The sequence below is a fragment of the Bacillus sp. NMCC4 genome (assembly GCF_002998555.1).
GTDB lineage: Bacteria > Bacillota > Bacilli > Bacillales > Bacillaceae > Bacillus.
The window spans coordinates 126,481-147,506 of the sequence record NZ_PVRA01000003.1; the positions used below are offsets into that span (position 1 = coordinate 126,481).

Below are 21,026 nucleotides of genomic sequence, written 5' to 3' on the forward strand. Positions count from 1 at the left end.
AAACGAATGTATCCAGATTTAGAAGGAAAAACAGTCCTGATTACAGGAGCCGGCACAGGAATAGGGCAAGCGATGGCGCGCCGGTTTGGACAAGAAAAAGCCAATGTGGTGATCAATTATTTCTCAGATCAAGAAAATCCGGATGACACCATTGCGGATATTCAAAAAAATGGCGGCCAGGCTGTGAAAATCAAGGGAGATGTATCAAAGGAAGAGGATATGCGGGCAATGATTGATAAAGCCATTCATACGTACGGCAGCCTTGATGTCATGATCAATAACGCAGGTATTGAAAACGAAGTGCCTTCCACAGAAATGACGCTGGATAATTGGAACAAAGTAATGTCGACCAATTTAACAGGTATGTTTCTCGGCTGCCGTGATGCACTGAAGTATATGACAGATCACGGGATAGAAGGATCGATCATCAATATGTCGTCGGTTCACCAGCAAATCCCTTGGCCTCATTTCGTTCATTATGCAGCAAGTAAAGGGGGCGCCAAGCTGCTGACAGAAACGCTGGCACTAGAATACGCCCCTAAAAAAATCCGTGTAAACAGCATTGCACCAGGCGCCATCGATACCCCGATCAATGCGGAAAAATTCGATGATCCCGCATTGAAAAAAGGCGTGATTGAATTGATCCCCATCGGCTATATTGGAAAGCCGGAAGAAGTGGCAGCATGTGCTGTCTGGCTGGCGTCAAAAGAGGCAAGCTATGTCACAGGCTTGACGCTCTATGTGGACGGCGGCATGACAAAGTATCCTGGCTTCCAGGCAGGAAAAGGATAGGGAGAAAGTCAAAGAGCGTACACACATGACGCTCTTTTTTTATATAAAATACAGACAAATAAAATTAAATGTCTAGACATTTAAAAATAAAAATATATAATATTAAATGGAAGCGCTTTTATTACAACAATGGGGTGAGAGAAATGAAACGTATTTTATTAGCATGCAGTTCAGGAATGTCTACGAGTTTACTAGTTACAAAGATGAAGGCTCATGCCGACTCAATAGGGGACGAGGCAGAAATTTGGGCAGTTGGGCAAGATCAAGCGAGAAAAGAAATGGCGAATGCGGATGTTGTGTTAATTGGACCGCAAATGAGCTTTTTAAAAGGGGATCTTCAAAAAGAAGCAACAAAATACGGGATTGCAGTAGAGGTCATAGATATGCAGGCGTACGGGCTTGCCGATGGACAAAAAGCGTATGAACAAGCCGTTACATTGATGGAGGAATCGTAAAGAATGGAAAAGAAAACACTCGAAGGGCTCACAGAGGAACAAGTCAGTTTTCAATTGATCTTACACAGTGGAAATGCACGCAGCAAATTGCTTCAATCTCTTAAACAATTTCGAGAAGGTCAAGAAGATGAGGCATTTGGTCTCATGAAAGAAGCGGAAGAAGATTTACGTCATGCCCATGGTATCCATTTTCAACTCGTGCAGCAAGAGGCAGGCGGGGAGAAAACGCCTTTCTCCTTATTGCTCATGCACGCCGAAGATCACTTAATGTCCACCATTACGATCAAGGAGCTTGTGGGAGAGCTCCTGCCGATTTTCCAATCGCTTAAACAATAAAGGGTGTAAACAAGGGGGGAAACCAATGTTTGATAAAATAAGTGCCATTTTGGTTCCGATTGCTGGGAGATTGAACAACAACCGCTATTTAGGCGTATTACGGGATGCTTTTATGCTTGCGTTCCCGCTCACCATTTTTGGTTCCATTATGGTTGTGCTAATGAATTTGCCATTTTTAGATAAAATCATGAGTCAAACCGCACTGGAAGGAGTCCAGTCTGCACTGAATATCGCGCCAAGTGCGACCATCAGCATTATGAGCGTGTTTGTTGTATTTGGGATTGGCTACTATTTATCGAAAAGCTATGATGTGGAAGCTGTATTTGGCGGCGTGATTGCTTTAGCCTCTTTCTTGCTTCTGACGCCATTTTTACTAGAACAAGAAGGCGGTGCATCTATTGCAGGTGTGATCCCAGTCGATCGTTTAGGAGCAAAGGGGATGTTCCTAGGAATGATCACAGGCTTTTTGTCTGCTGAAATTTATCGTTATTTTGTCCAAAAGAAATTTGTCATCAATATGCCGCAAGGGGTTCCGCCAGCTGTTTCAAAGTCTTTTGCTGCACTGATCCCGGCTACTTTGACACTCACAACCTTTTTACTGATCAATATCATCATTACACAAGGCTTCAAAACAAACATGCATGACCTGATTTATCATGCCATTCAGGCGCCGCTTGTTGGACTTGGAAGCGGTATCATACCGACCTTGATCGCTGTTTTCTTTATACAAATTCTTTGGTTCTTTGGGCTCCACGGCCAAATTATTATCAACTCTGTCATGGACCCGATTTGGAATACATTGTCCATTCAAAATCTAGAGAGCTACACAAAAACTGGTGAGGTTCCGAATATCATCAGCAAGCAGTTTATCGAAATCTATACGGTTGGCATGGGCGGAACCGGTATGACGCTGGCTGTTGTGTTTACGATTTTAATTTTCCTGAAAAGTAAGCAATTAAAACAAGTAGCAAAGCTCGGCTTAGGACCAGGATTATTTAACGTCAATGAACCGATTATTTTCGGTTTACCGATTGTCATGAATCCACTTATTCTCATTCCATGGATTTTGGCGCCAATGGTCATTACATGTATTTCTTATTTTGCGATGGCAACAGGCATTGTACCGCCGCCGACAGGCGTGAATATTCCATGGACGGTGCCGATCTTTATTAGCGGAATAATGGCAACAAATTCACTAGCGGGCGGTCTGCTTCAGCTGTTTAATCTGATGATTGTATTTGTCATTTGGTTCCCGTTCCTGAAGTTTATTGACCGTATGAATGTGAAGAATGAAAAAATAACCCCAACGGAAAAAACGAAGACAACAAACATCAAAGGCGAAGGAGACTCAATACATGTCGATGGAAAATAACAAGCAATCATATACATTTCCAGAAGGTTTCTGGTGGGGATCTTCTGCCTCTGCCACGCAAACAGAAGGCAGTGTCCCTGGAGATGGTAAGGGACCGAATATTTGGGATCATTGGTTTGAACAAGAGCCGACTCGTTTTTTTGATGGTGTAGGCCCAAACGTGACATCCCAATTTTATCGAAAATATAAAGAGGATATCCGTCTGATGAAAGAAATTGGGCACAATTCATTTCGGCTGTCCATTTCATGGTCACGTCTTTTACCTGAAGGGAAAGGTGTGGTCAATGAAGAAGCAGTATCTTTTTACAATGATGTGATCAATGAACTGATTGCACATGATATTGAGCCGTTTGTGAACCTGTACCATTTCGATATGCCAATGGCGCTGCAGGAAAAAGGCGGATGGGTGAACAGACAGGTAGTAGATGATTATGTCAGCTATGCGGAATTGTGCTTTCAATTATTTGGCGACCGGGTGAAAAAATGGTTTACCCATAATGAACCGATAGTTCCTGTAGAGGGCGGGTATATGTATAGCTTTCATTATCCAAACGAAGTCGATTTCCAAAAGGCTGTACAGGTCGGTTTTCATGAACTTTTATCAAATGCTAAGGCGATTGCGGCTTATAAAAAGCTGCAGCAAGGCGGGAAGATCGGCATCATCCTAAATCTAACCCCATCTTATCCGAGAAGCCAGAATCCGTGCGATGTAGAAGCAGCAGAGATGGCTGATGCTTTCTTTAACCGTTCCTTCCTAGATCCTGCGGTGAAGGGACAATTCCCAGAAAAACTAGTAGAGGTCTTAAAGAAAGAAGGCTTTATGCCAAGTATTGAAGAAGGAGACCTTGAGCTCATTCAAGAGAATACCGTCGACCTCCTTGGGATCAACTATTATCAGCCAAGAAGAGTGAAAGCGAAAGAGCATATGCCGCATCCGAAAGCACCATTTATGCCAAATCATTATTTTGATGCGTTTAAAATGCCGGGAAGAAAAATGAATGTGTATCGAGGCTGGGAAATCTATGAAAAAGGTATTTATGATATATTGAAAAAAGTTCAAACAGACTATGATAATATTGAATGCTTTATTTCTGAAAATGGAATGGGTGTCGAAGGAGAAGAGCGGTTTAAGGATGAAGAAGGAATGATTCATGACGATTACCGCATTGACTTTATTTCTGAGCATCTCAAATGGGTGCATCAAGCCATTCAAGAAGGAAGTAATGTAAAAGGCTATCATCTGTGGACGTTTATGGATAACTGGTCATGGTCGAATGCCTATAAAAATCGTTATGGATTTGTCTCAGTTGATCTTCAAGAAGACGGGAAACGAACCATCAAGAAAAGCGGATACTGGTTTCAATCGGTATCAGAGAATAACGGTTTTTAATCAAGATACTTGCTCTTTCCTTGAAAAGGGCAAGTATTTTTCTTATGTGACGGTAAGTGGATGAAACAAAAATGGCTGGTACCTTTTAAGCTCACTAGGCTTAGTGTAGAATGAGAGGAAGCTATGAAAAAACAAGTCAGTTGGTGGTGTGAGATGAAAAAGTACGAACTCATTTCAGAAGAAATCAGAAAACGAATAGGAACAGCATATTATCCAGAAGATCAACCCATTCCAGATGAAAACTCGCTTGCCGCTGAATTTCAATGCAGTCGAATGACGATGAAGCGTGCGCTCGATCTTCTCGTAGCAGAAGGTCTGCTCTTTAGAAAAAGAGGCCACGGCACATTTATTGTGAAGGCAGCGCTCAATCAAGGGGCAATCAATGTATCAGGCCATGAAAATAAAGGGTTCACAAAAGTCATGGCGGATAAAAACGTCACAACCCAAATCATTCGCTTTGATGTCCATTTTCCAAGCGAAGAGGTGGCAGCCCATCTATTCATTGACTCCACCACACCCATTTACGACATCATCCGGCTCCGTCTTGTGGACGAGGAGCCATATGTATTAGAAAAAACGTTTATGCCCGTTAATCTCATTAAGGGCATAGATGAAGAGGTTTTATTGGGATCGATTTATGGCTACATATCAAATGAACTCCATTTAAAAGTGGCAGGAGCGCACAAGAAAATTAGAGCGGCTAAATCAGATGAGCTGGACCAGCAATATTTAGGCTGTGACCCAACGGATCCTGTGCTCGAAGTCGAGCAGGTTGCTTATTTAAACACAGGCCGCCCGTTTGAGTACTCCTTTAGTCATCACCGCTATGATAAGTTCGACTTTTCAACGGTTGAAATTACGAAAACAGGACGTTAAAAAAAGAGCAGAACCCCCGAGGGAGACTGCTCTTTTTTTATTTCATTTTATATATTCCACCAATGATATCCGTCTTTTTCTAGAAGCTGATCGGCTTCTTTTGGTCCCATTGAACCAGCAGGATAATTTGGTTTTAATGTTTTGTTTTCTGCCCATTTTTCAGAAATCGGATCAACAAAGTTCCAAGAAAGCGCCACTTCATCCCAGTGAGCAAAGTTCGTTGCATCGCCTAGCAAGCAGTCATGAATCAGCTTTTCATATGCTTCTGGTGTATTCATGATGTCGTTATAGTTTGTTTGGTAGTCGAGCTTAATCGGTTTCGCATACGTACCGCCATCAAGCTTGCGAGCGTTCAGGTGAAGGGTAATGCCTTCATCTGGCTGAATGTGAATGACGAGTAAGTTTGGATGCATGGAATTTCCGTTTCCATAGTACAGGTTCATTGGAATGTCTTTAAATTGAACAACGATTTGAGTAGATTTCTTTTCTAATCGTTTTCCTGTACGAATGTAAAATGGCACCCCGGCCCATCTAAAGTTATCAATGAGCAGCTTCCCTGCAACAAATGTTTCTGTGTTTGAGTTCGGGTCTACATTTTGCTCTTCAAGATAGGAAGGAACCATGCTGCCATCAACCGTACCAGCATCATACTGTCCGCGGACAAAGAATTGATCGACCTCATCTTTAGAGAAAGGACGAAGAGCGCGTAATGCTTTCCGTTTTTCGCTGCGGATCTCCTCTGTATTCAGCTTAATTGGCGGCTCCATTGCTAAAAGTGCCACCATTTGAAGCATATGGTTTTGGACCATATCTCTTAGTGCACCTGAACTTTCGTAATAGCGAGCCCGGTCTTCAACCCCTAATGATTCACTAGATGTAATTTGAATGTTTGAGATATATCGGTTTGTCCAAAGTGGTTCAAAGATGGCATTCGCAAAACGGATGACCTCAATGTTTTGAACCATTTGTTTACCGAGATAGTGGTCAATACGATAAATTTGATCTTCAGAGAATGCATCTCGAATTTCTTCATTTAATGTTTTGGCACTTGGCAGGTCATGGCCAAATGGTTTTTCAATGACAAGTCTTGACCAGCCGGTTGTTTTTGATACGCCTTCACTTTTTAGGAACTTCGCAATCGTTCCGAAGAATTCCGGTGCCATCGCTAAATAGAACATCCGGTTATTTGGGATACTGTACGTATCTTCAAGGCCTGCTAAAAGTGTGTTAAGCGATTGATAGGAAGCAGGGCTTGATACGTCAAAGTCGTGATAATAAAAATGCGAACTGAATTCCTCTATTTTCGCTTCTGCATCATCAGAAGAAACAGATTCTTTCACCACAGCTCTGAGATCCTCATGAGACCACGGACGGCGTCCAACACCGACGACGGCGAATTGATCACCAAGCTTTCCGCTATGAAAAAGTCTATGTATAGAAGGGTAGAGCTTGCGTTTGGCAAGATCTCCTGTTGCGCCAAAAATGACAATGACTGCTTTTGGATTGTTAGTTTCTGTATTCACGAAAAGTACCTCACTTTATTCGTAGCATTGTTGTAAAAACCGAGATTGTATGTACATTTTCTTTATTTTAAAGGTTCATTGTTCGTAAAGCAAACATTTGATTCGACTTTTTCTGCTCTCGTTTGACTTTTTTCGAAAATTCCGCTGAATTCACATTTACCTTGTCTTCATGTATTCTATATGAATGAAGATATTGTATACCGGCTTTAGGAGGAAAAGTAATGGAACTGCTCTTTTTAGGAACAGGTGCAGGCATTCCTGCAAAAACTAGAAACGTCACTTGCACTGCGCTAAAGCTTTTAGAAGAAAGAAAAGCAGTGTGGCTTTTTGATTGCGGAGAAGCGACGCAGCATCAAATATTACATACAACGATTAAACCGAGAAAGATCGAGAAAATATTTATCACTCATATGCATGGTGATCATGTATACGGTCTCCCAGGACTGCTTGGCAGCAGATCCTTTCAAGGCGGAGAGGATGAACTAACGATCTATGGGCCTAAGGGCATCAAAGCGTTTGTGAACGCAGCACTTTCAGCTACACAAACGCATTTGACATATCCGCTGCATATCATAGAGATAGATGAAGGGATCATATTTGAAGATGATACCTTTCAAGTAGAAGCAAGACGAGTATCTCACGGTATTCCAGCTTACGGCTATCGGGTAGTGGAAAAAGATGTACCAGGTGCATTAAAAGCCGAAGACCTGAAAGAAATCGGTGTAAAACCTGGACCTTTGTATCAGAAGTTAAAAAATGGGGAAACCGTGACACTCGAAGATGGAAGAATCATTGATGGAACCGATTATTTGGAACCCCCTAAAAAAGGGAGAATCGTTGCATTTTCAGGAGATACCCGTTTATGCGAGAATATAACAAGGCTTGCCAAAGATGCGGATGTGTTAGTCCATGAAGCAACATTCGGTAAAGAAGATGCTGATCTAGCCTACAATTATTATCACAGCACGACAGAACAAGCAGCGAAAACGGCGCAGGAAGCAGGCGCAAAAAGATTAATTTTGACCCATATTAGTGCACGTTACCAAGGAGAAGAGGCACTGAAACAACTATTGAAAGAAGCCCGCGATATATTCCCGCTGACAGAAGCTGCACATGATTTCTTTTCTTTTTCCATTGACCGCACGCTGTAAAAATTGGATGAATCGTCAAAAAAAGTTGTGTGATTTTTTTGATATTTATAATGACTCTCTTTTTCAGGTAGTGGTAAAATGGTGAAGAAAAAACAAATGACGAATGAAACTATGAAGAATACGGGAGGCACAATCAAAGATGAGCGGTTTTACAGCGTTAAGTGAAGCAGAATTAAATGACCTATATGCAGCACTACAAAATGAGTACGAAACTTATAAAAGTAAAAACTTACACTTAGACATGTCTAGAGGAAAACCTTCACCAAAACAGCTCGATTTGTCTATGGGCATGCTCGATGTTGTGACATCAAAGGATGCGATGACTGCTGAAGATGGCACAGATGTGCGAAACTATGGCGGCTTGACAGGGCTTCCTGAAACGAAGACATTTTTTGCAGATGTACTCAATCTGAAGCCAGAACAAATCATCATCGGCGGTAATTCCAGCCTTAATATGATGCACGATACCATTGCCCGTGCCATGACTCACGGCGTATATGACAGCAAAACACCTTGGGGAAAGCTGCCAAAAGTAAAATTCCTTGCACCAAGCCCAGGATATGACCGTCACTTTGCCATTTGTGAGCTATTTAACATAGAGATGATCACAGTCGATATGAAGGCTGATGGACCTGATATGGATCAGGTAGAAAAATTGGTCGCAGAAGATGAAGCGATTAAAGGCATTTGGTGTGTACCAAAATATAGCAACCCAGATGGCATTACGTATTCAGATGAGGTTGTTGACCGCCTCGCTTCTATGAAAACAAAAGCAGACGACTTCCGCATTTTTTGGGATGATGCATACGCAGTCCATCATCTAACTGATACGCCTGATACGTTAAAAGATATTTTTCAAGCAGTAGAGGAAGCAGGGCACCCAAATCGTGTGTTTATGTTTGCGTCTACTTCTAAAATTACATTCCCAGGATCAGGTATTGCACTGATGGCGTCTAGCCCGGACAATGTAAGCTTCACTCAAAAGCAATTATCGGTTCAAACGATCGGACCAGACAAAATCAATCAATTAAGACATCTTCGTTTCTTCAAGAATCCAGAAGGCTTGAAGGAACATATGAAAAAACATGCAGCGATCATTAAGCCAAAGTTTGACCTCGTTCTTTCCATTCTTGATGAAACACTTGGCGGGAAAGACATTGCTGAATGGCACAAGCCAAATGGCGGATATTTCATTAGTTTAAATACGCTCGATCATTGTGCAAAAGCTGTTGTGCAAAAGGCAAAAGAAGCAGGTGTTACAATGACAGGTGCAGGCGCGACATATCCTTATGGAAAAGACCCGCTTGATCGTAACATTCGCATTGCGCCAACGTTCCCAACACTTGAAGAACTAGAGCAAGCGATTGACATCTTTACATTATGTGTTCAGCTTGTCAGCATTGAAAAGCTGCTTTCTAAAAAAAGTCAGTCTGCTCCAACGGCATAAAGAAAAGAAAACTCCTTGACTGATAACTAGTCAAGGAGTTTTTGTTTTTAATTGGCTGTTTGATAATAGGAAACAGGTTGTTTGGCTGCGCACCATACATCATAGATCGCAAGCTGCACAATATGCGGTTCATCATGATGAATATAGTGCGAGCTGTTCTGCGCCTGAATCCATCCGCTTTGGGATGACAAAGACAGCATCCGTTTATGAAGTCTGAGCCAAGCTTCATGCGCTGGATGAAACAATCGGCTCTTACCTGATGAAATGACAAGGAGCGGCATCATCCCATAATGGGTTTGCTCCTCTTTCATTGTACTTAGCATTTGCTGAAAGTCCTCATGCGTACATTCTGCTGTGAATTGCGCCATATATGAGGTGCGTTCTTCCCTTGATAAAAGCGGCAGGATGACCTGTTCTTGCTCCTCACTTGCTGGGTCTAACATCACCATGCCAATGACGTCATCTCCTCTGCGGCTTGCCCATAACCGGCTGACAAGAGAGCCAAATGAGTGAGCCACAATGAGAAAGGGCGGCTGAATATTGGCTTCTTCTAGCAGCGCATCTAAATCATCTGCAAGATCATGCAATGTTCTTCCTTCACTGCTGTCACTGCTCTTTCCATTTCCTAATCGATCGTATAAGAAAACCCCAAGCTCAGGATCAATATCGCGGACCATATTCGACCACGTATCACCCGAAATGCCGTAGCCTGCTTCAAAGATAATGGTGGCTTGCCTTTTGCCTTGACGATGTTTTGTATAAAAATGATGTCCATCTATATGATACATTCTTTCAATCATTGCCGAGTTCATTCTTCCATCTCCTCTAAGTGGTTCTTTAGCTAAAAGACGGCACAAAAAGCTGATATGTTTCTCTTAAAAACAAAAAAGATGCCTATTTCAAAAAATAGACACCTTTTTTCTATGAGCTTTTACCAAGCGCGATCATATTGACGCGGGCCTTCGATAGATGTACGAAGTTCTTGAGCAGCTGTTTTTGGAAAGTATGGATCCCGTAAAAATTCTCTGCCTATAAAGATTAAGTCTGCACGCTGATTTCGTAAAATTTCCTCTGCCTGTACACCAGATGTGATCAGACCGACTGCCCCTGTTTGAATACCGGCACCTTCTTTTATTTTTTCTGCGAAGGTCACTTGGTAGCCAGGGAATGTGTTGATTTTCGCCTGTACGACAGCGCCTGAGCTGACATCGATTAAGTCGACACCTTGTTCCTTCAGCCATGTAGCAATGCCAATGTAATCTGCAATATCAAGTCCTTTTGTCGTGTAATCAGAAGCAGACACACGGACAAATAATGGTCCGTCCCATACTTCATTGACTGCATCGATGACTTCTCTTAAGAAACGATAACGGTTCTCTGGTGAACCGCCATAGTCATCTGTTCGATGATTTGCCAGCGGTGAAAGAAATTCATTGATCAAATAGCCATGCGCCCCATGAATTTCAATGATGTCAAAGCCAGCCTTTTTTGCTCGGACAGCTGCATCCTGAAACGCCTGAACGGTATCTTTGATTTGATCGACAGACATTTGGGCAGGGGTTTTAGACTGTTCATCAAATGGAATGCTTGATGGTGCCAGGATGTCACCACCTAGTTCAGCCTTACGCCCTGCATGAGCCAGCTGGATAGCTGTCTTGGTTCCGTATGCTTTGATTTGTTCGTTTAATGAAGCAAATCCTTCAATGTGCTCATCACTCCAAATACCGAGGTCTTGATCACTAATTCTTCCCTCGGGAGAAACAGCACTTGCCTCCACCATGATCAGGCCAGCCTGACCTTGGGCACGGGAAATATAATGTGTAAAGTGGAAAGGCTGTAATTTCCCATCATGGTCATAGGATGAATACATACACATCGGGGACATCACGATGCGGTTTTTCAGTGTAACACCTTTTAATGTCCAAGGTGAAAAGAGTTTTGTTTCCAAATACCTTCGCCTCCTCATGGAATTGTATAGCCGATTATAACAGCCATTCAAACTTTCGTCATAAAAGGTGCTCAAAGAATATAGCTTTTATACGCGTTTTTGTATAATGGAGAGATAGAGACAACAAAGGGGGAAAAGGGATGAAATGGCAAACAGAGAGTGAACTAAAGGAACTGCTCACAGCTCTTATGCAGTATGAAAGCATATCGGGTACAACTGGAGAAGTTGCGTTAGCTGAATATTTATATTATTTGCTGAGGGAGCGGCCTTATTTCAAGCAGAGCCCTGATCATTTGGCTTTGCATCCGATGAAAGATGGCCGGTATTATTTAACGGCGCTTGTAAAGCGCAGCACGCTGCCACGTACCGTTTTGCTGCTTAGTCATTTCGATGTCGTCGATACAGAAGATTACGGTGAATTTCAAAACATGGCATGCAAACCAGAAGAGTTAATGGCGTCATTTTCTCAAAAAAGTGCGCTTCTCCCAAAAAGAGCAAGAGAAGATCTTGCTTCAGGTGACTGGTTGTTTGGAAGAGGTGCCATGGATATGAAAGCAGGTCTTACTGTACAGCTTTCTATGCTGGAAAGAGCGATGACAGAAACCTTTCATGGAAATGTCCTGCTCGTCACAGTCCCTGATGAAGAAGTGAATTCTCAAGGAATGCTTGAAGCTGTTCCGAAACTAAAGGAGCTTAAGGAAAAGCATGACCTTGACTATACCGCGTGCTTAAACAGTGAGCCCATGTTTGAAAAATATCCAGGTGATGAACACAAATATATGTATACAGGCAGTATAGGGAAGGTGCTGGCCGGATTTTTCTGCAAAGGAATTGAAACACATGTAGGAGAGCCATTCTCAGGCTTAAATGCGAATTTTATGGTATCTGAATTAAACCGGCTGTTAGAGCTGAATAGTGATTATTGTGAGGAAGTAGACGGTGAAATAACGCCGCCGCCCACCAACTTGATGCAAAAGGACTTAAAAGAAGCCTATTCCGTTCAAACACCTCACACAGCTGTTTCTTTATTTAATGTGCTGATGATGAATCGTTCAAGTGAAGAACTGCACGGGCTTCTCTATGACACTGCGAAACAAGCAGCAGACGAAATCGAGGCCAATCTCAAACAGAAAACAGCTGAGTTTCAGCGCTTTAAACCTTTTACACCGATTGATACGAAGATTACGGTTCTCACGTATCATGAGCTGTATCAAAAAGCTGCAGAACGCTCAGGTAAACAGGAGGTTGAACGCATTGTTAACTATGCTTTCGCCAATCGAGGTGAGCTTGGAGATCGTGATTTTTCAACCAAAATCGTCTCTGAGCTGACGACGCTTTGTAAGGAAGAAGGGCCGCTGATTGTTCTATTTTATAGTCCGCCATTTTATCCTGCGGTTTCCTCAACGGAAGATCCGCATATCCAAACAACTTTAAAGAGGATTCAAATAGAGGCAAAAAAGAGTTATGGACTTGAAATAGAAGAAGTGAAATATTTCCCTGGATTGTCTGATTTAAGTTACTTACAGCTCGAAAAACAGGACGTAGGTCATTACACGACCAATATGCCGCTTTATCAAAAAGGCTATTCTTTACCGGAAGGAGAAAAGGGAGCACTTTACGTTCCAGTCATCAACGTGGGCCCATTAGGAAAGGACCCGCACAAATGGACAGAGCGGCTGCACATCCCGTTCTCATTCGGCATTTTGCCAGAATTACTAGAATCAGCGATTCATGCTTTGTTAGAGAAACATTGAGTATGTGTGAAAGCCCTATCGTGATAGGGCTTTTATTTTTAAATAGACGATCCATCGACTTAGATAGAGTATGATAAAGAATAAGACTTACATTTATTTGAAGGGAGATTGTGAGGATTGAATGGAAACTGGAAAATTAACAAAAACAGACATCATTACATCGCTTCAGGAAAGTAGCCGTGAACTAGAAAAGCTAGTGGAAATATGTGATGAGCACACACTAGATCAATCTTTGGGAGAGGGCAAGTGGTCGATCAAGCAAATCGCAGGGCATTTGTATGATACAGAAGAAGTCTGGTCAGAGCGGATAGAGCAGGCGATATCAGATGAACAGACGCCTTTTCAATCGTATGATCCTGAAATATATGTGAAGGAAAGAGGCTATGAAAGGTATAACGAACAGGAGATCAAAGCACTGTTCAAACGATTGAAAGAGAGAAGAAGCAAGACACTTCATCTATTAGAAAAGGATACATGGGAGCAATCGGGTGTGCATCCGGAAGAAGGGGTGATGACAGTGCAGATATTAGCTGAAACCATCGCTTTACATGAACAACATCATCTGGATCAAATCAAAGCCATCATGTCAAAGAGTGAACGATAGCAGTATGTAAAAAAGCACCTGTCATCAAAACAGGTGCTTTTCTCTATCATTTATACGTGCTTGCTGAAAACATTTCGTTTAATTCTGCTGCGCGTTTTGTTGCCGTTTTAACACAATCGACAACGGCTTCTTCAAATTGATAGGCAGCAAGTGTGTTCAGGCCGGCTTCTGTCGTTCCGCCTTCACTTGTGATTTCTTTGCGCAATTCAGCAGGTTCTTTACCGCTGCTTTGAAGCATGTTGGCGGCGCCCGCAATCATCTGGCAAATGAGTAACTTCGCTGTTGCTTGGTCCATCCCAAGTTCCGAGGCGCCTCGCTCCATTCCTTCAATCAAATGATAAATGAAGGCAGGGCCGCTTCCTGCAATAGCTGTAACAGCATTCAGCTGTGATTCATCCAATACCGTCACATGACCGATCGTTTCAAACAGCTCGATTGCTTTATTCTTTTGATCCTCTGTCACTTCTTGACTTACGGCAATGCCTGTTGCTGATTGCTGAATCGCCGCTGATGTATTTGGCATTGCGCGAACCACCGCAGTCTTCTCGCCAGCATAGTGCTGAATCGTTTCAATGGAGATGCCAGCTAAAATCGAAATGATCAACTGTCCTTGTAAATGAGGCCGCACATCAGATATCCCGCTTTCCGCATCTTTCGGTTTTAAAGCAAATACGAGAATATCCGCTTCTTCATAAATAAAAGAACGAGAGAAATCCGTTTTGACCCCATAACGCACCTTTAATTCTTCTAGACGTTTTTCATTCGTTTTGTTTGTGACAATAATATCTTCATTTGACATGATGCCGCTTTTTAATAAACCTTTTATCATCGACTCTGCCATCGAGCCTGCACCAATAAATCCAATTTTACTCATAAGCTGCTCCTCCTTGTAGAAAATAAAAAAACCTCTCGCCTGAAAAGGACGAAAGGTTTTTCGCGGTACCACCCTCAATTAGCATGCAGACATGCATACTCAGCTCTAGTCCCTTAACGCGGGAAACGTTTAGGTTTGCCTAACAGCTCAAAGGGCAGGTTCAGCAAATAAGAGGACGGTGAGGCCTTACAGCCGACGGACCTCACTCTCTTTCATCATTATTTTGCTTACTAATCCTTGTCATCGCGCATCTTATATTTGTTGTTCATTATGCAACGATGGACAAGTTTGTGTCAATAGGGACAGATAAAAAAATTGACCGCCTAAACCGCATGACAGTCTGCCTTTTGCAAGATACAATGAATAAAGAAGACAGAGTTACAATGAACCATGAGTCAAAAAGCAGGAGATGACATATAAAAGTGAAAGAAGACATCATTCAATTATCCATCCCTACACCGTTTGCTGTTGGGGATGTACATGCATATATATTAAAAGGAGAAGCCGTGACCTTAGTGGACTGCGGGCCGATGACAGAAGAGGCGGAGCACGCCTTTGTCGCGCAACTACAAGAGCATCGTTTATCGATAGACGATATTGATCAAGTGGTGTTGACCCATCATCATGCAGATCATGTCGGTCTTTTAAATCTGATGAAACCTCATGTCCGTGTGATCGGACACGAGTTAAATGAGCCGTATATTAGCCAGGACCCTGTGTTTAAAGAGCGTCAAATTGCTTTTATGGAACGCTTTTTTCAGCAGTTAGGTGTGCCGCTTCGTCAAGGTGAGTGTGAAAGAATCGTGAAGCAATCTTATACATATTCCTGTACTGCACATGTAGATGACGTCATCAAAGAAGGCGATCGGTTGAAAGAGCATGAACACTTCTTCGTGATGGAAACACCGGGACATGCACAATCTCATCTTTCCTTTCTAGATGAAACAACGGGCCATTTCATTGGTGGAGACCTGCTTTTGACGACCATTTCCTCAAACCCGTTAATGGAAGCGCCGTTTGAAGGGGAGGAACGTCAAAAATCGCTGCTTCAATATAAAGCATCACTCAATCGATTATTGCATCTGCCAATCAAGACGATTTATCCAGGACACGGTGAGCTCATTACCTCTCATCATGAATTGATCGAAGAAAGATTTAAGAAACAAGAGAAACGGGCAAATACGATGTATCAGCTGCTCAAACGAAAAGAAATGACTGCCTTTCATCTTTGCCGCAAGCTATTTCCAGTGCTGTATGAAGAGGCCTTATTTTTAACGATGTCGGAGACAGTTGGGCAGCTGGATGTCCTCTTAGAAGCCGGGCAAATTGAAGAAGTGCAAAAAGACGGAATTCTCTATTACAGGGCAAACTAAGGAGTGAAACGCATGGGGAGATTAACAGGAAAGAGGATATGGATTACAGGCGCATCTGGGGGCATTGGTGAAAAAATGGCGTACTTGGCAGCAGAAGAAGGCGCAGAAATCATTATTTCAGCAAGACGAATCGAAAAGCTGACGGGTGTAAAAGAAAAGATTATGAGTGCTGGCGGGGTGTGTCACATCGTGGAGTTAGATGTCAGTCACCTTGAGGACATTGATCGCGCATATCAAGAAGTGGGGGCTGTTGATATTTTGGTTAACAATGCCGGTTTTGGTGCGTTTGATCTCGTTGAAGATGCGTCCATTGAGGAAATGGTGTCGATGTTTGAAGTAAACGTGTTTGGCTTAATCGCCTGCACGAAAAAGGTCATTCCAGAGATGAAACAAAGAGGACATGGACATATTATCAATATTGCTTCTCAGGCAGGAAAGATTGCCACTCCGAAATCAGCCATTTATTCGGCATCAAAGCATGCCGTCCTTGGATTTTCAAACAGCCTTAGAATGGAGCTGGCAGACCTCGGCATTCACGTCACCACGGTGAATCCAGGACCGATCGCCACTGACTTTTTTACCATCGCCGATCGCAGCGGTGAATATGTGAAGAATGTTGAATTCATGATGCTTAGTGCGGACAAGGTGGCTGGGAAGGTCGTATCCGCTATGATGACGAAAAAAAGAGAGATTAATCTGCCTGGATGGATGAACGCTGGCAGTAAATTGTATCAATTATTCCCGTTTTTATTTGAAAAAGCAGCACGCAAAGCGATGATGAAAAAATAACAAAAAGAAACCGGTCGTGAGCTGGTTTCTTTTTTTGAGATAAGACGCCATTGTGACCGTCTTTTTATCTCCGCCTTGCTGCTTGCTGAAGCGGGTCCCACACACTGTTAAAAGGCGGGGCATAGCTAATATCTAAATCTTCAAGATCTGTTATGGTCAGCTGTTGGTAAAGGACAGTTGCCATCACATCGATCCGTTTATCTACACCGTTTCTTCCGATGATTTGGGCACCGAGCAAGGTGTAGTCATCACTTCTGTAAATCAGTTTGACTTTCATTTTCTGCGCATCTGGATAATATCCAGCGTGATCCGTACTGTCAATGGTGATGGTGGAATAAGGAATGTCAGCTGCTTGTGCTTCCTTTTCTGATAAGCCCGTTCGTCCTGCTGTCATGCTCATAAATTTCATCACTGCTGTTCCAGTCACGCCTTGAAACGCCCGGTTTGTTCCCGTCATATGAAAACCAGCGATTCTTCCTTGTTTATTCGCCGTTGTGCCGAGCGGAATATAATCTAGTGATTGTTTGATGCGGTGATAAGTTGCTGCGCAATCCCCGGCAGCATAGATGTCTTTTACATTGGTTTGCATGTATTCGTTTACAACAATGGCGCCATTTGGAAGACGCTTGATTCCTGTTTTGTCTAAAAAGGATGTTTGCGGTGTGACGCCGATGGCCATGATGACCATATCCGTTTTAATGGTTTGTTTGTCTGTTTGAACAGCTGTTACATGTGACTCGCCCTCTAATGTCTGCACGGTTTCCCCAAGTGTCACGTGAATACCTTGGGCATCCGCCTCTTCTTTCAGATGCTTTGCCATATCGGGGTCAAAGCCCGGACCTAGTGTTGAACCCCGCTGAATGATATGTACTTTTTTTCCCAGCTTTTTTAAATTTTCAGCCATTTCTAAGCCGATATACCCGCCGCCAATAATGGTGACATGTGTGATATTTTGTTTTAAATGGTCTAAAATGGACAGCGCATGCGGAATGGTTTTTAATACGTGTACGCCTTCTAGCGGCTGATTGTCTAAACCCAGTGTGACGGGGCTTGCTCCTGTCGCAATTAAGAGGCGGTCATAGCTTTCGATAAATGGTTCTTTTGTTTTCGTATGATGACCTGACACCGTTTTTTGCTTTGGGTCAATGGAGGTCACGTCGTGTAAGCATCTAGCATCAATTCCATATTTGTCGCGAAAGGTTTCAGTGCTGCGTGCAATCAGCTTGCTGTGATGATCAATGAGACCGCCGATCAAGTAGGGAAGGCCGCACTGTCCATATGAGAAAATCTCTCCTTTTTCAAAAGCGACAATATGTGCCTCTGGATCCTCTCTATATATTTGCATAGCACAGCTCATTCCTGCTGCATCTCCGCCAATCATCACATATTTCATTTGGTGTGCTCCCTTCTATCTATCGAACTGAATACTCTTATTTACCCTCATTTTCCTTTTTTTAATGCTTTTTTTCGCAAAAGAAGCAAACTTTAGTTGAAAAATAAAGACAGCGCCTTCATTTTAAGCTACAATCGGATTATCGTCTTTTTGGTTACGAGTTTAGTGAAGATTGGTGGGAAAGACTTTGAGTGACACGCGACTAGATTTTAATACTTTATATACACGCCATACAAGAGAGGCTTGGTCTGCTCTTGGGGAATATATGCCGGTATCTGTTTCAGAAGAGGAAGCGAGAGCACTTCAAGGATTAAATGACTATTTATCGCTTGAAGAAGTTCAAGATATTTACATACCACTTATTCGTTTTCTGACATTGCATGTCTTTGCAGAAAAACAAAAAAATCAGCATGTGAATGCCTTTTTAAACTACCCGCATCATGCGAAAATCCCTTTTTTAATTGGGATTGCTGGAAGTGTGGCTGTCGGGAAAAGTACAACGGCTCGTATCATTGAAACGCTTTTATCGAGGCTTGGAGATGGGCTGAAAGTGAGTCTTGTGACAACAGATGGCTTTTTGTATCCTCAAAAAGAATTAAAGGATCGAGGACTCATGGAAAAGAAAGGCTTCCCGGAAAGCTATGATGTCAAAGCCTTGTTGTCTTTTTTAAACGAATTAAAATCGGGCAAACAAACTGTTCATGCCCCGGTATATTCGCATCTGACCTATGACCGGCTTGAAGGGGTGTATGAAACAGTGGAGGATGCCGATATTGTCATCATTGAAGGAATCAATGTGCTGCAATCCCCAGCGCTGGATGATCTGAAGGATGAACCGCGTGTGTTTGTATCAGATTTCTTTGATTTTTCGATTTATGTAGATGCTGCTGAAACGCAAATTCAATCATGGTATAAAGAACGGTTCCGTTTGCTAAGGGAAACAGCTTTCCAAGACCCTGAATCCTTCTTTCATCAATACAAAGATTTGACGAATGAAGAGGCAGATCACATGGCAAGCACGATTTGGAATACCGTCAATCGCCCTAATTTATATCAAAATATTTTACCGACAAAATATCGAGCCGATCTCATTTTGAAAAAAGGTGATCAGCATAAGGTGGAAGAGATTGCTATCCGCCGAGTATAAAGGAAAACCGCTCAAACGAGAGCGGTTTTTTTAATGATCTCCACTGACTTTAACAGCGACCGCAGCTGCGGATCGCTTTTTCAGGCGGTAGTATCCAATGAGTAAGAACGGGACACCTGCGATGGTGACCATCGACAAGACTGAAAAAATGGAGAAGGGATGGGCTGCGCCAAAATAGTCAATGCACAGTCCGCCGACAAATGGTCCGATGACGCTGCCGAGCTGAGAAAATCCCATCGCACCAAAGTACGATCCCTTTACTTCTGGCTTTGCCACATTGTCTACAAAAAGATCCATCATCGCAAACAGCAGAACCTCTCCAATTGTAAACACGACAATGATGAAAGCAAGCATGCCGAGACTCTGTGAAAAAGCAATAGCAAACAAACTGCCGGCAAGAAGAATATTCCCAGTGGTCAGCGACAAAATGGTGGAGTAGCGCTTGGCGATCATGATGAGCGGATATTGTACGACAATGACAACAACTGCATTTAAAGATAAAAGGTATCCAAACAGTTTCGGACCATCCTCAATCATAGGTGAAGCGGATAAATATTGAGGCAGCGTTGAGCTCAAATGCGAATACCCGAACGAACATAAGGTCACGCCGATGAGGATAATGCTAAAGACCGTATCTTTTTGGATAATGGAAAGGGCTTTTTTGACACCAATTTGTTTCGTGCTTTCTGGAGCAGCAACTGGATGTTTCTGAAATTGCCAGACCAGCGTTAATCCGTATAACAAGTAAATGAAGGCAGCAACGAGAAATGGGAACGTTGTTTTCGATGACCCGAGATATAAGCCAAGCAGAGGACCGAAGATGACCCCTATGTTAATGGCTGTATACCGTAAATTAAACACAAACAACCGAATACTTGATGGGGTGACATCAGATAAGAGCGCCTTAGATGTTGGTTCAAACAGTGCCCGGCACAGTCCGTTTAAAGCGTTCATGATAAAGAAGACCCAAATGGCATCTGCAAATGCAAAGCCAACAAAGACAAGTGACCAACCGAAGATCGATAGAAGCATGACCTTTTTTCTGCCGATACGATCAGAAATATATCCGCCGTAAAAACTCGCAACGATCCCAATCAGAGAGCTAACGGCAATGATTAATCCAGCAGAAGACGCTGAGGCGCCTTTGACTTGTGTCAAATAAACGGCCAAAAAAGGAATGCTCATGGACGTCGCCATTCGGCCAAATATGGTGCCGATGATGATCGTCCAACTAAGCGGATGTAACGTACGTAAGTTATTTTTCATGCTGTTTCTCCCCTGAGTTTGTAAGATGTTCCAATCATACATGAAAAATTGTGCAAATTAAATACACAATTTGATGGAGGAGACATCTGCCATATGGCAAAGAAGCAAGATTGGCTCGCCATTTGGAGGTTTGCTTTTTGCTGCCAGTGCTTCTATGTCACTGATTTGCGCGGTCATTTGGCGAAAATTTAATCAAGGTCGATCGCGATGATTTGCTGCAAGGACAGGTTGAGAACATCCTCATCATTGACGATTTTTATGCGCTGCGTTTCATAATGAATGGCTTTTACCCAGCCCCAAAACTGCTCTTTCATACCTGCTGCGGCATATGTCACGTAAATCGCTTGATCCTCGGTAATCGACTGTGTGATCAAAAAATTCATTTCCTCCAGTTGATCGGTGCTCAGCGGGGGAGGGGTGTACTCTTTTTTCTTCCGTTTTTGAGCAAGCAGCTGCTCCCGGTGCTCTGGAAGCATCATTCGGCTTGATTCCCACATGAGGTTGTATCCAGGTGTTAATTTATTGGGATTCATGGC

Annotated in this window: 20 protein-coding genes and 1 other annotated feature; of the genes, 13 read left to right on the forward strand and 7 right to left on the reverse strand. The window is 42.8% G+C overall.

Annotated elements, in window-relative coordinates; all coding sequences use genetic code 11:
* Positions 1 to 6 precede the first annotated feature (6 nt).
* The 6 genes from C6Y02_RS07950 to C6Y02_RS07975 all read left to right on the forward strand — a co-directional run bounded on the left by C6Y02_RS07950 (position 7) and on the right by C6Y02_RS07975 (position 5,221).
* Positions 7 to 792, forward strand: a complete 786-nt coding sequence (locus C6Y02_RS07950; RefSeq protein WP_034661209.1) for a glucose 1-dehydrogenase — start codon at positions 7 to 9, stop codon at positions 790 to 792.
* A 143-nt stretch (positions 793 to 935) separates the two neighbouring features.
* Positions 936 to 1,247, forward strand: a complete 312-nt coding sequence (locus C6Y02_RS07955; protein WP_003215713.1) for a PTS sugar transporter subunit IIB — start codon at positions 936 to 938, stop codon at positions 1,245 to 1,247.
* 3 nt (positions 1,248 to 1,250) lie between these two features.
* Positions 1,251 to 1,583: a PTS sugar transporter subunit IIA gene (locus C6Y02_RS07960; protein ID WP_060596797.1), complete on the forward strand. Its 333-nt coding sequence runs from the start codon at positions 1,251 to 1,253 to the stop codon at positions 1,581 to 1,583.
* Positions 1,584 to 1,608: 25 nt separating this feature from the next.
* On the forward strand, positions 1,609 to 2,955 hold the full coding sequence (celB, locus tag C6Y02_RS07965) for a PTS cellobiose transporter subunit IIC (RefSeq protein WP_034661207.1): 1,347 nt from the start codon (positions 1,609 to 1,611) through the stop codon (positions 2,953 to 2,955).
* The gene (locus C6Y02_RS07970) at positions 2,939 to 4,345 is read left to right on the forward strand and encodes a glycoside hydrolase family 1 protein (RefSeq protein WP_106031021.1); all 1,407 of its coding nucleotides are present in this window, start codon (positions 2,939 to 2,941) and stop codon (positions 4,343 to 4,345) included. The genes celB and C6Y02_RS07970 overlap by 17 nt, the downstream gene beginning before the upstream one ends.
* A 153-nt stretch (positions 4,346 to 4,498) precedes the next feature.
* Positions 4,499 to 5,221 (forward strand): GntR family transcriptional regulator, encoded by a 723-nt coding sequence (locus C6Y02_RS07975; RefSeq protein WP_106031022.1) that lies wholly within the window; start codon positions 4,499 to 4,501, stop codon positions 5,219 to 5,221.
* Between the two features lie 47 nt (positions 5,222 to 5,268).
* Here the strand turns inward: C6Y02_RS07975 and zwf are convergent, their stop codons facing one another.
* Positions 5,269 to 6,744: a glucose-6-phosphate dehydrogenase gene (gene zwf / locus C6Y02_RS07980; RefSeq protein WP_034661204.1), complete on the reverse strand. Its 1,476-nt coding sequence runs from the start codon at positions 6,742 to 6,744 to the stop codon at positions 5,269 to 5,271.
* 221 nt (positions 6,745 to 6,965) lie between these two features.
* On the opposite strand from zwf, the gene rnz reads away from it, so the two are divergent.
* Positions 6,966 to 7,895 (forward strand): ribonuclease Z, encoded by a 930-nt coding sequence (rnz, locus tag C6Y02_RS07985; RefSeq protein WP_034661203.1) that lies wholly within the window; start codon positions 6,966 to 6,968, stop codon positions 7,893 to 7,895.
* Between the two features lie 139 nt (positions 7,896 to 8,034).
* Positions 8,035 to 9,342, forward strand: a complete 1,308-nt coding sequence (locus C6Y02_RS07990; protein WP_066030694.1) for an aspartate aminotransferase type Ic — start codon at positions 8,035 to 8,037, stop codon at positions 9,340 to 9,342.
* A gap of 47 nt (positions 9,343 to 9,389) precedes the next feature.
* Here the strand turns inward: C6Y02_RS07990 and C6Y02_RS07995 are convergent, their stop codons facing one another.
* Positions 9,390 to 10,154, reverse strand: a complete 765-nt coding sequence (locus tag C6Y02_RS07995; RefSeq protein ID WP_106031023.1) for an alpha/beta fold hydrolase — start codon at positions 10,152 to 10,154, stop codon at positions 9,390 to 9,392.
* 119 nt (positions 10,155 to 10,273) lie between these two features.
* On the reverse strand, positions 10,274 to 11,290 hold the full coding sequence (gene namA, locus C6Y02_RS08000) for an NADPH dehydrogenase NamA (RefSeq protein ID WP_106031024.1): 1,017 nt from the start codon (positions 11,288 to 11,290) through the stop codon (positions 10,274 to 10,276).
* 140 nt (positions 11,291 to 11,430) lie between these two features.
* Between namA and C6Y02_RS08005 the strand changes: the two genes are divergently transcribed.
* Both C6Y02_RS08005 and C6Y02_RS08010 read left to right on the forward strand, forming a co-directional pair.
* Positions 11,431 to 13,044 (forward strand): M20/M25/M40 family metallo-hydrolase, encoded by a 1,614-nt coding sequence (locus C6Y02_RS08005; protein WP_106031025.1) that lies wholly within the window; start codon positions 11,431 to 11,433, stop codon positions 13,042 to 13,044.
* A gap of 121 nt (positions 13,045 to 13,165) precedes the next feature.
* Positions 13,166 to 13,648, forward strand: coding sequence for a DinB family protein (locus tag C6Y02_RS08010; protein ID WP_106031026.1), 483 nt, complete (start codon positions 13,166 to 13,168; stop codon positions 13,646 to 13,648).
* Between the two features lie 46 nt (positions 13,649 to 13,694).
* Here the strand turns inward: C6Y02_RS08010 and proC are convergent, their stop codons facing one another.
* The gene (gene proC, locus C6Y02_RS08015) at positions 13,695 to 14,522 is read right to left on the reverse strand and encodes a pyrroline-5-carboxylate reductase (RefSeq protein WP_066030697.1); all 828 of its coding nucleotides are present in this window, start codon (positions 14,520 to 14,522) and stop codon (positions 13,695 to 13,697) included.
* A gap of 41 nt (positions 14,523 to 14,563) precedes the next feature.
* Positions 14,564 to 14,775, reverse strand: a binding site (T-box leader).
* A gap of 169 nt (positions 14,776 to 14,944) precedes the next feature.
* Between proC and C6Y02_RS08020 the strand changes: the two genes are divergently transcribed.
* Both C6Y02_RS08020 and C6Y02_RS08025 read left to right on the forward strand, forming a co-directional pair.
* Complete coding sequence (locus C6Y02_RS08020) at positions 14,945 to 15,895, forward strand: MBL fold metallo-hydrolase (protein ID WP_106031027.1); 951 nt, start codon at positions 14,945 to 14,947, stop codon at positions 15,893 to 15,895.
* Between the two features lie 12 nt (positions 15,896 to 15,907).
* On the forward strand, positions 15,908 to 16,684 hold the full coding sequence (locus C6Y02_RS08025; protein WP_106031028.1) for an SDR family NAD(P)-dependent oxidoreductase: 777 nt from the start codon (positions 15,908 to 15,910) through the stop codon (positions 16,682 to 16,684).
* Between the two features lie 64 nt (positions 16,685 to 16,748).
* Here C6Y02_RS08025 and C6Y02_RS08030 read toward each other — a convergent pair whose 3' ends face one another.
* Positions 16,749 to 18,077, reverse strand: coding sequence for a CoA-disulfide reductase (locus tag C6Y02_RS08030; RefSeq protein WP_106031029.1), 1,329 nt, complete (start codon positions 18,075 to 18,077; stop codon positions 16,749 to 16,751).
* A 187-nt stretch (positions 18,078 to 18,264) separates the two neighbouring features.
* Here C6Y02_RS08030 and coaA point away from each other — a divergent pair, with 187 nt between their 5' ends.
* Positions 18,265 to 19,224 (forward strand): type I pantothenate kinase, encoded by a 960-nt coding sequence (gene coaA / locus C6Y02_RS08035; protein WP_106031030.1) that lies wholly within the window; start codon positions 18,265 to 18,267, stop codon positions 19,222 to 19,224.
* Positions 19,225 to 19,254: 30 nt separating this feature from the next.
* Here the strand turns inward: coaA and C6Y02_RS08040 are convergent, their stop codons facing one another.
* Entirely contained in the window at positions 19,255 to 20,490 is a 1,236-nt protein-coding gene (locus C6Y02_RS08040) for an MDR family MFS transporter (protein WP_034661190.1), read from the reverse strand.
* 188 nt (positions 20,491 to 20,678) lie between these two features.
* Positions 20,679 to 21,023, reverse strand: a complete 345-nt coding sequence (locus C6Y02_RS08045; RefSeq protein ID WP_106031031.1) for a YolD-like family protein — start codon at positions 21,021 to 21,023, stop codon at positions 20,679 to 20,681.
* Positions 21,024 to 21,026: the final 3 nt, after the last annotated feature.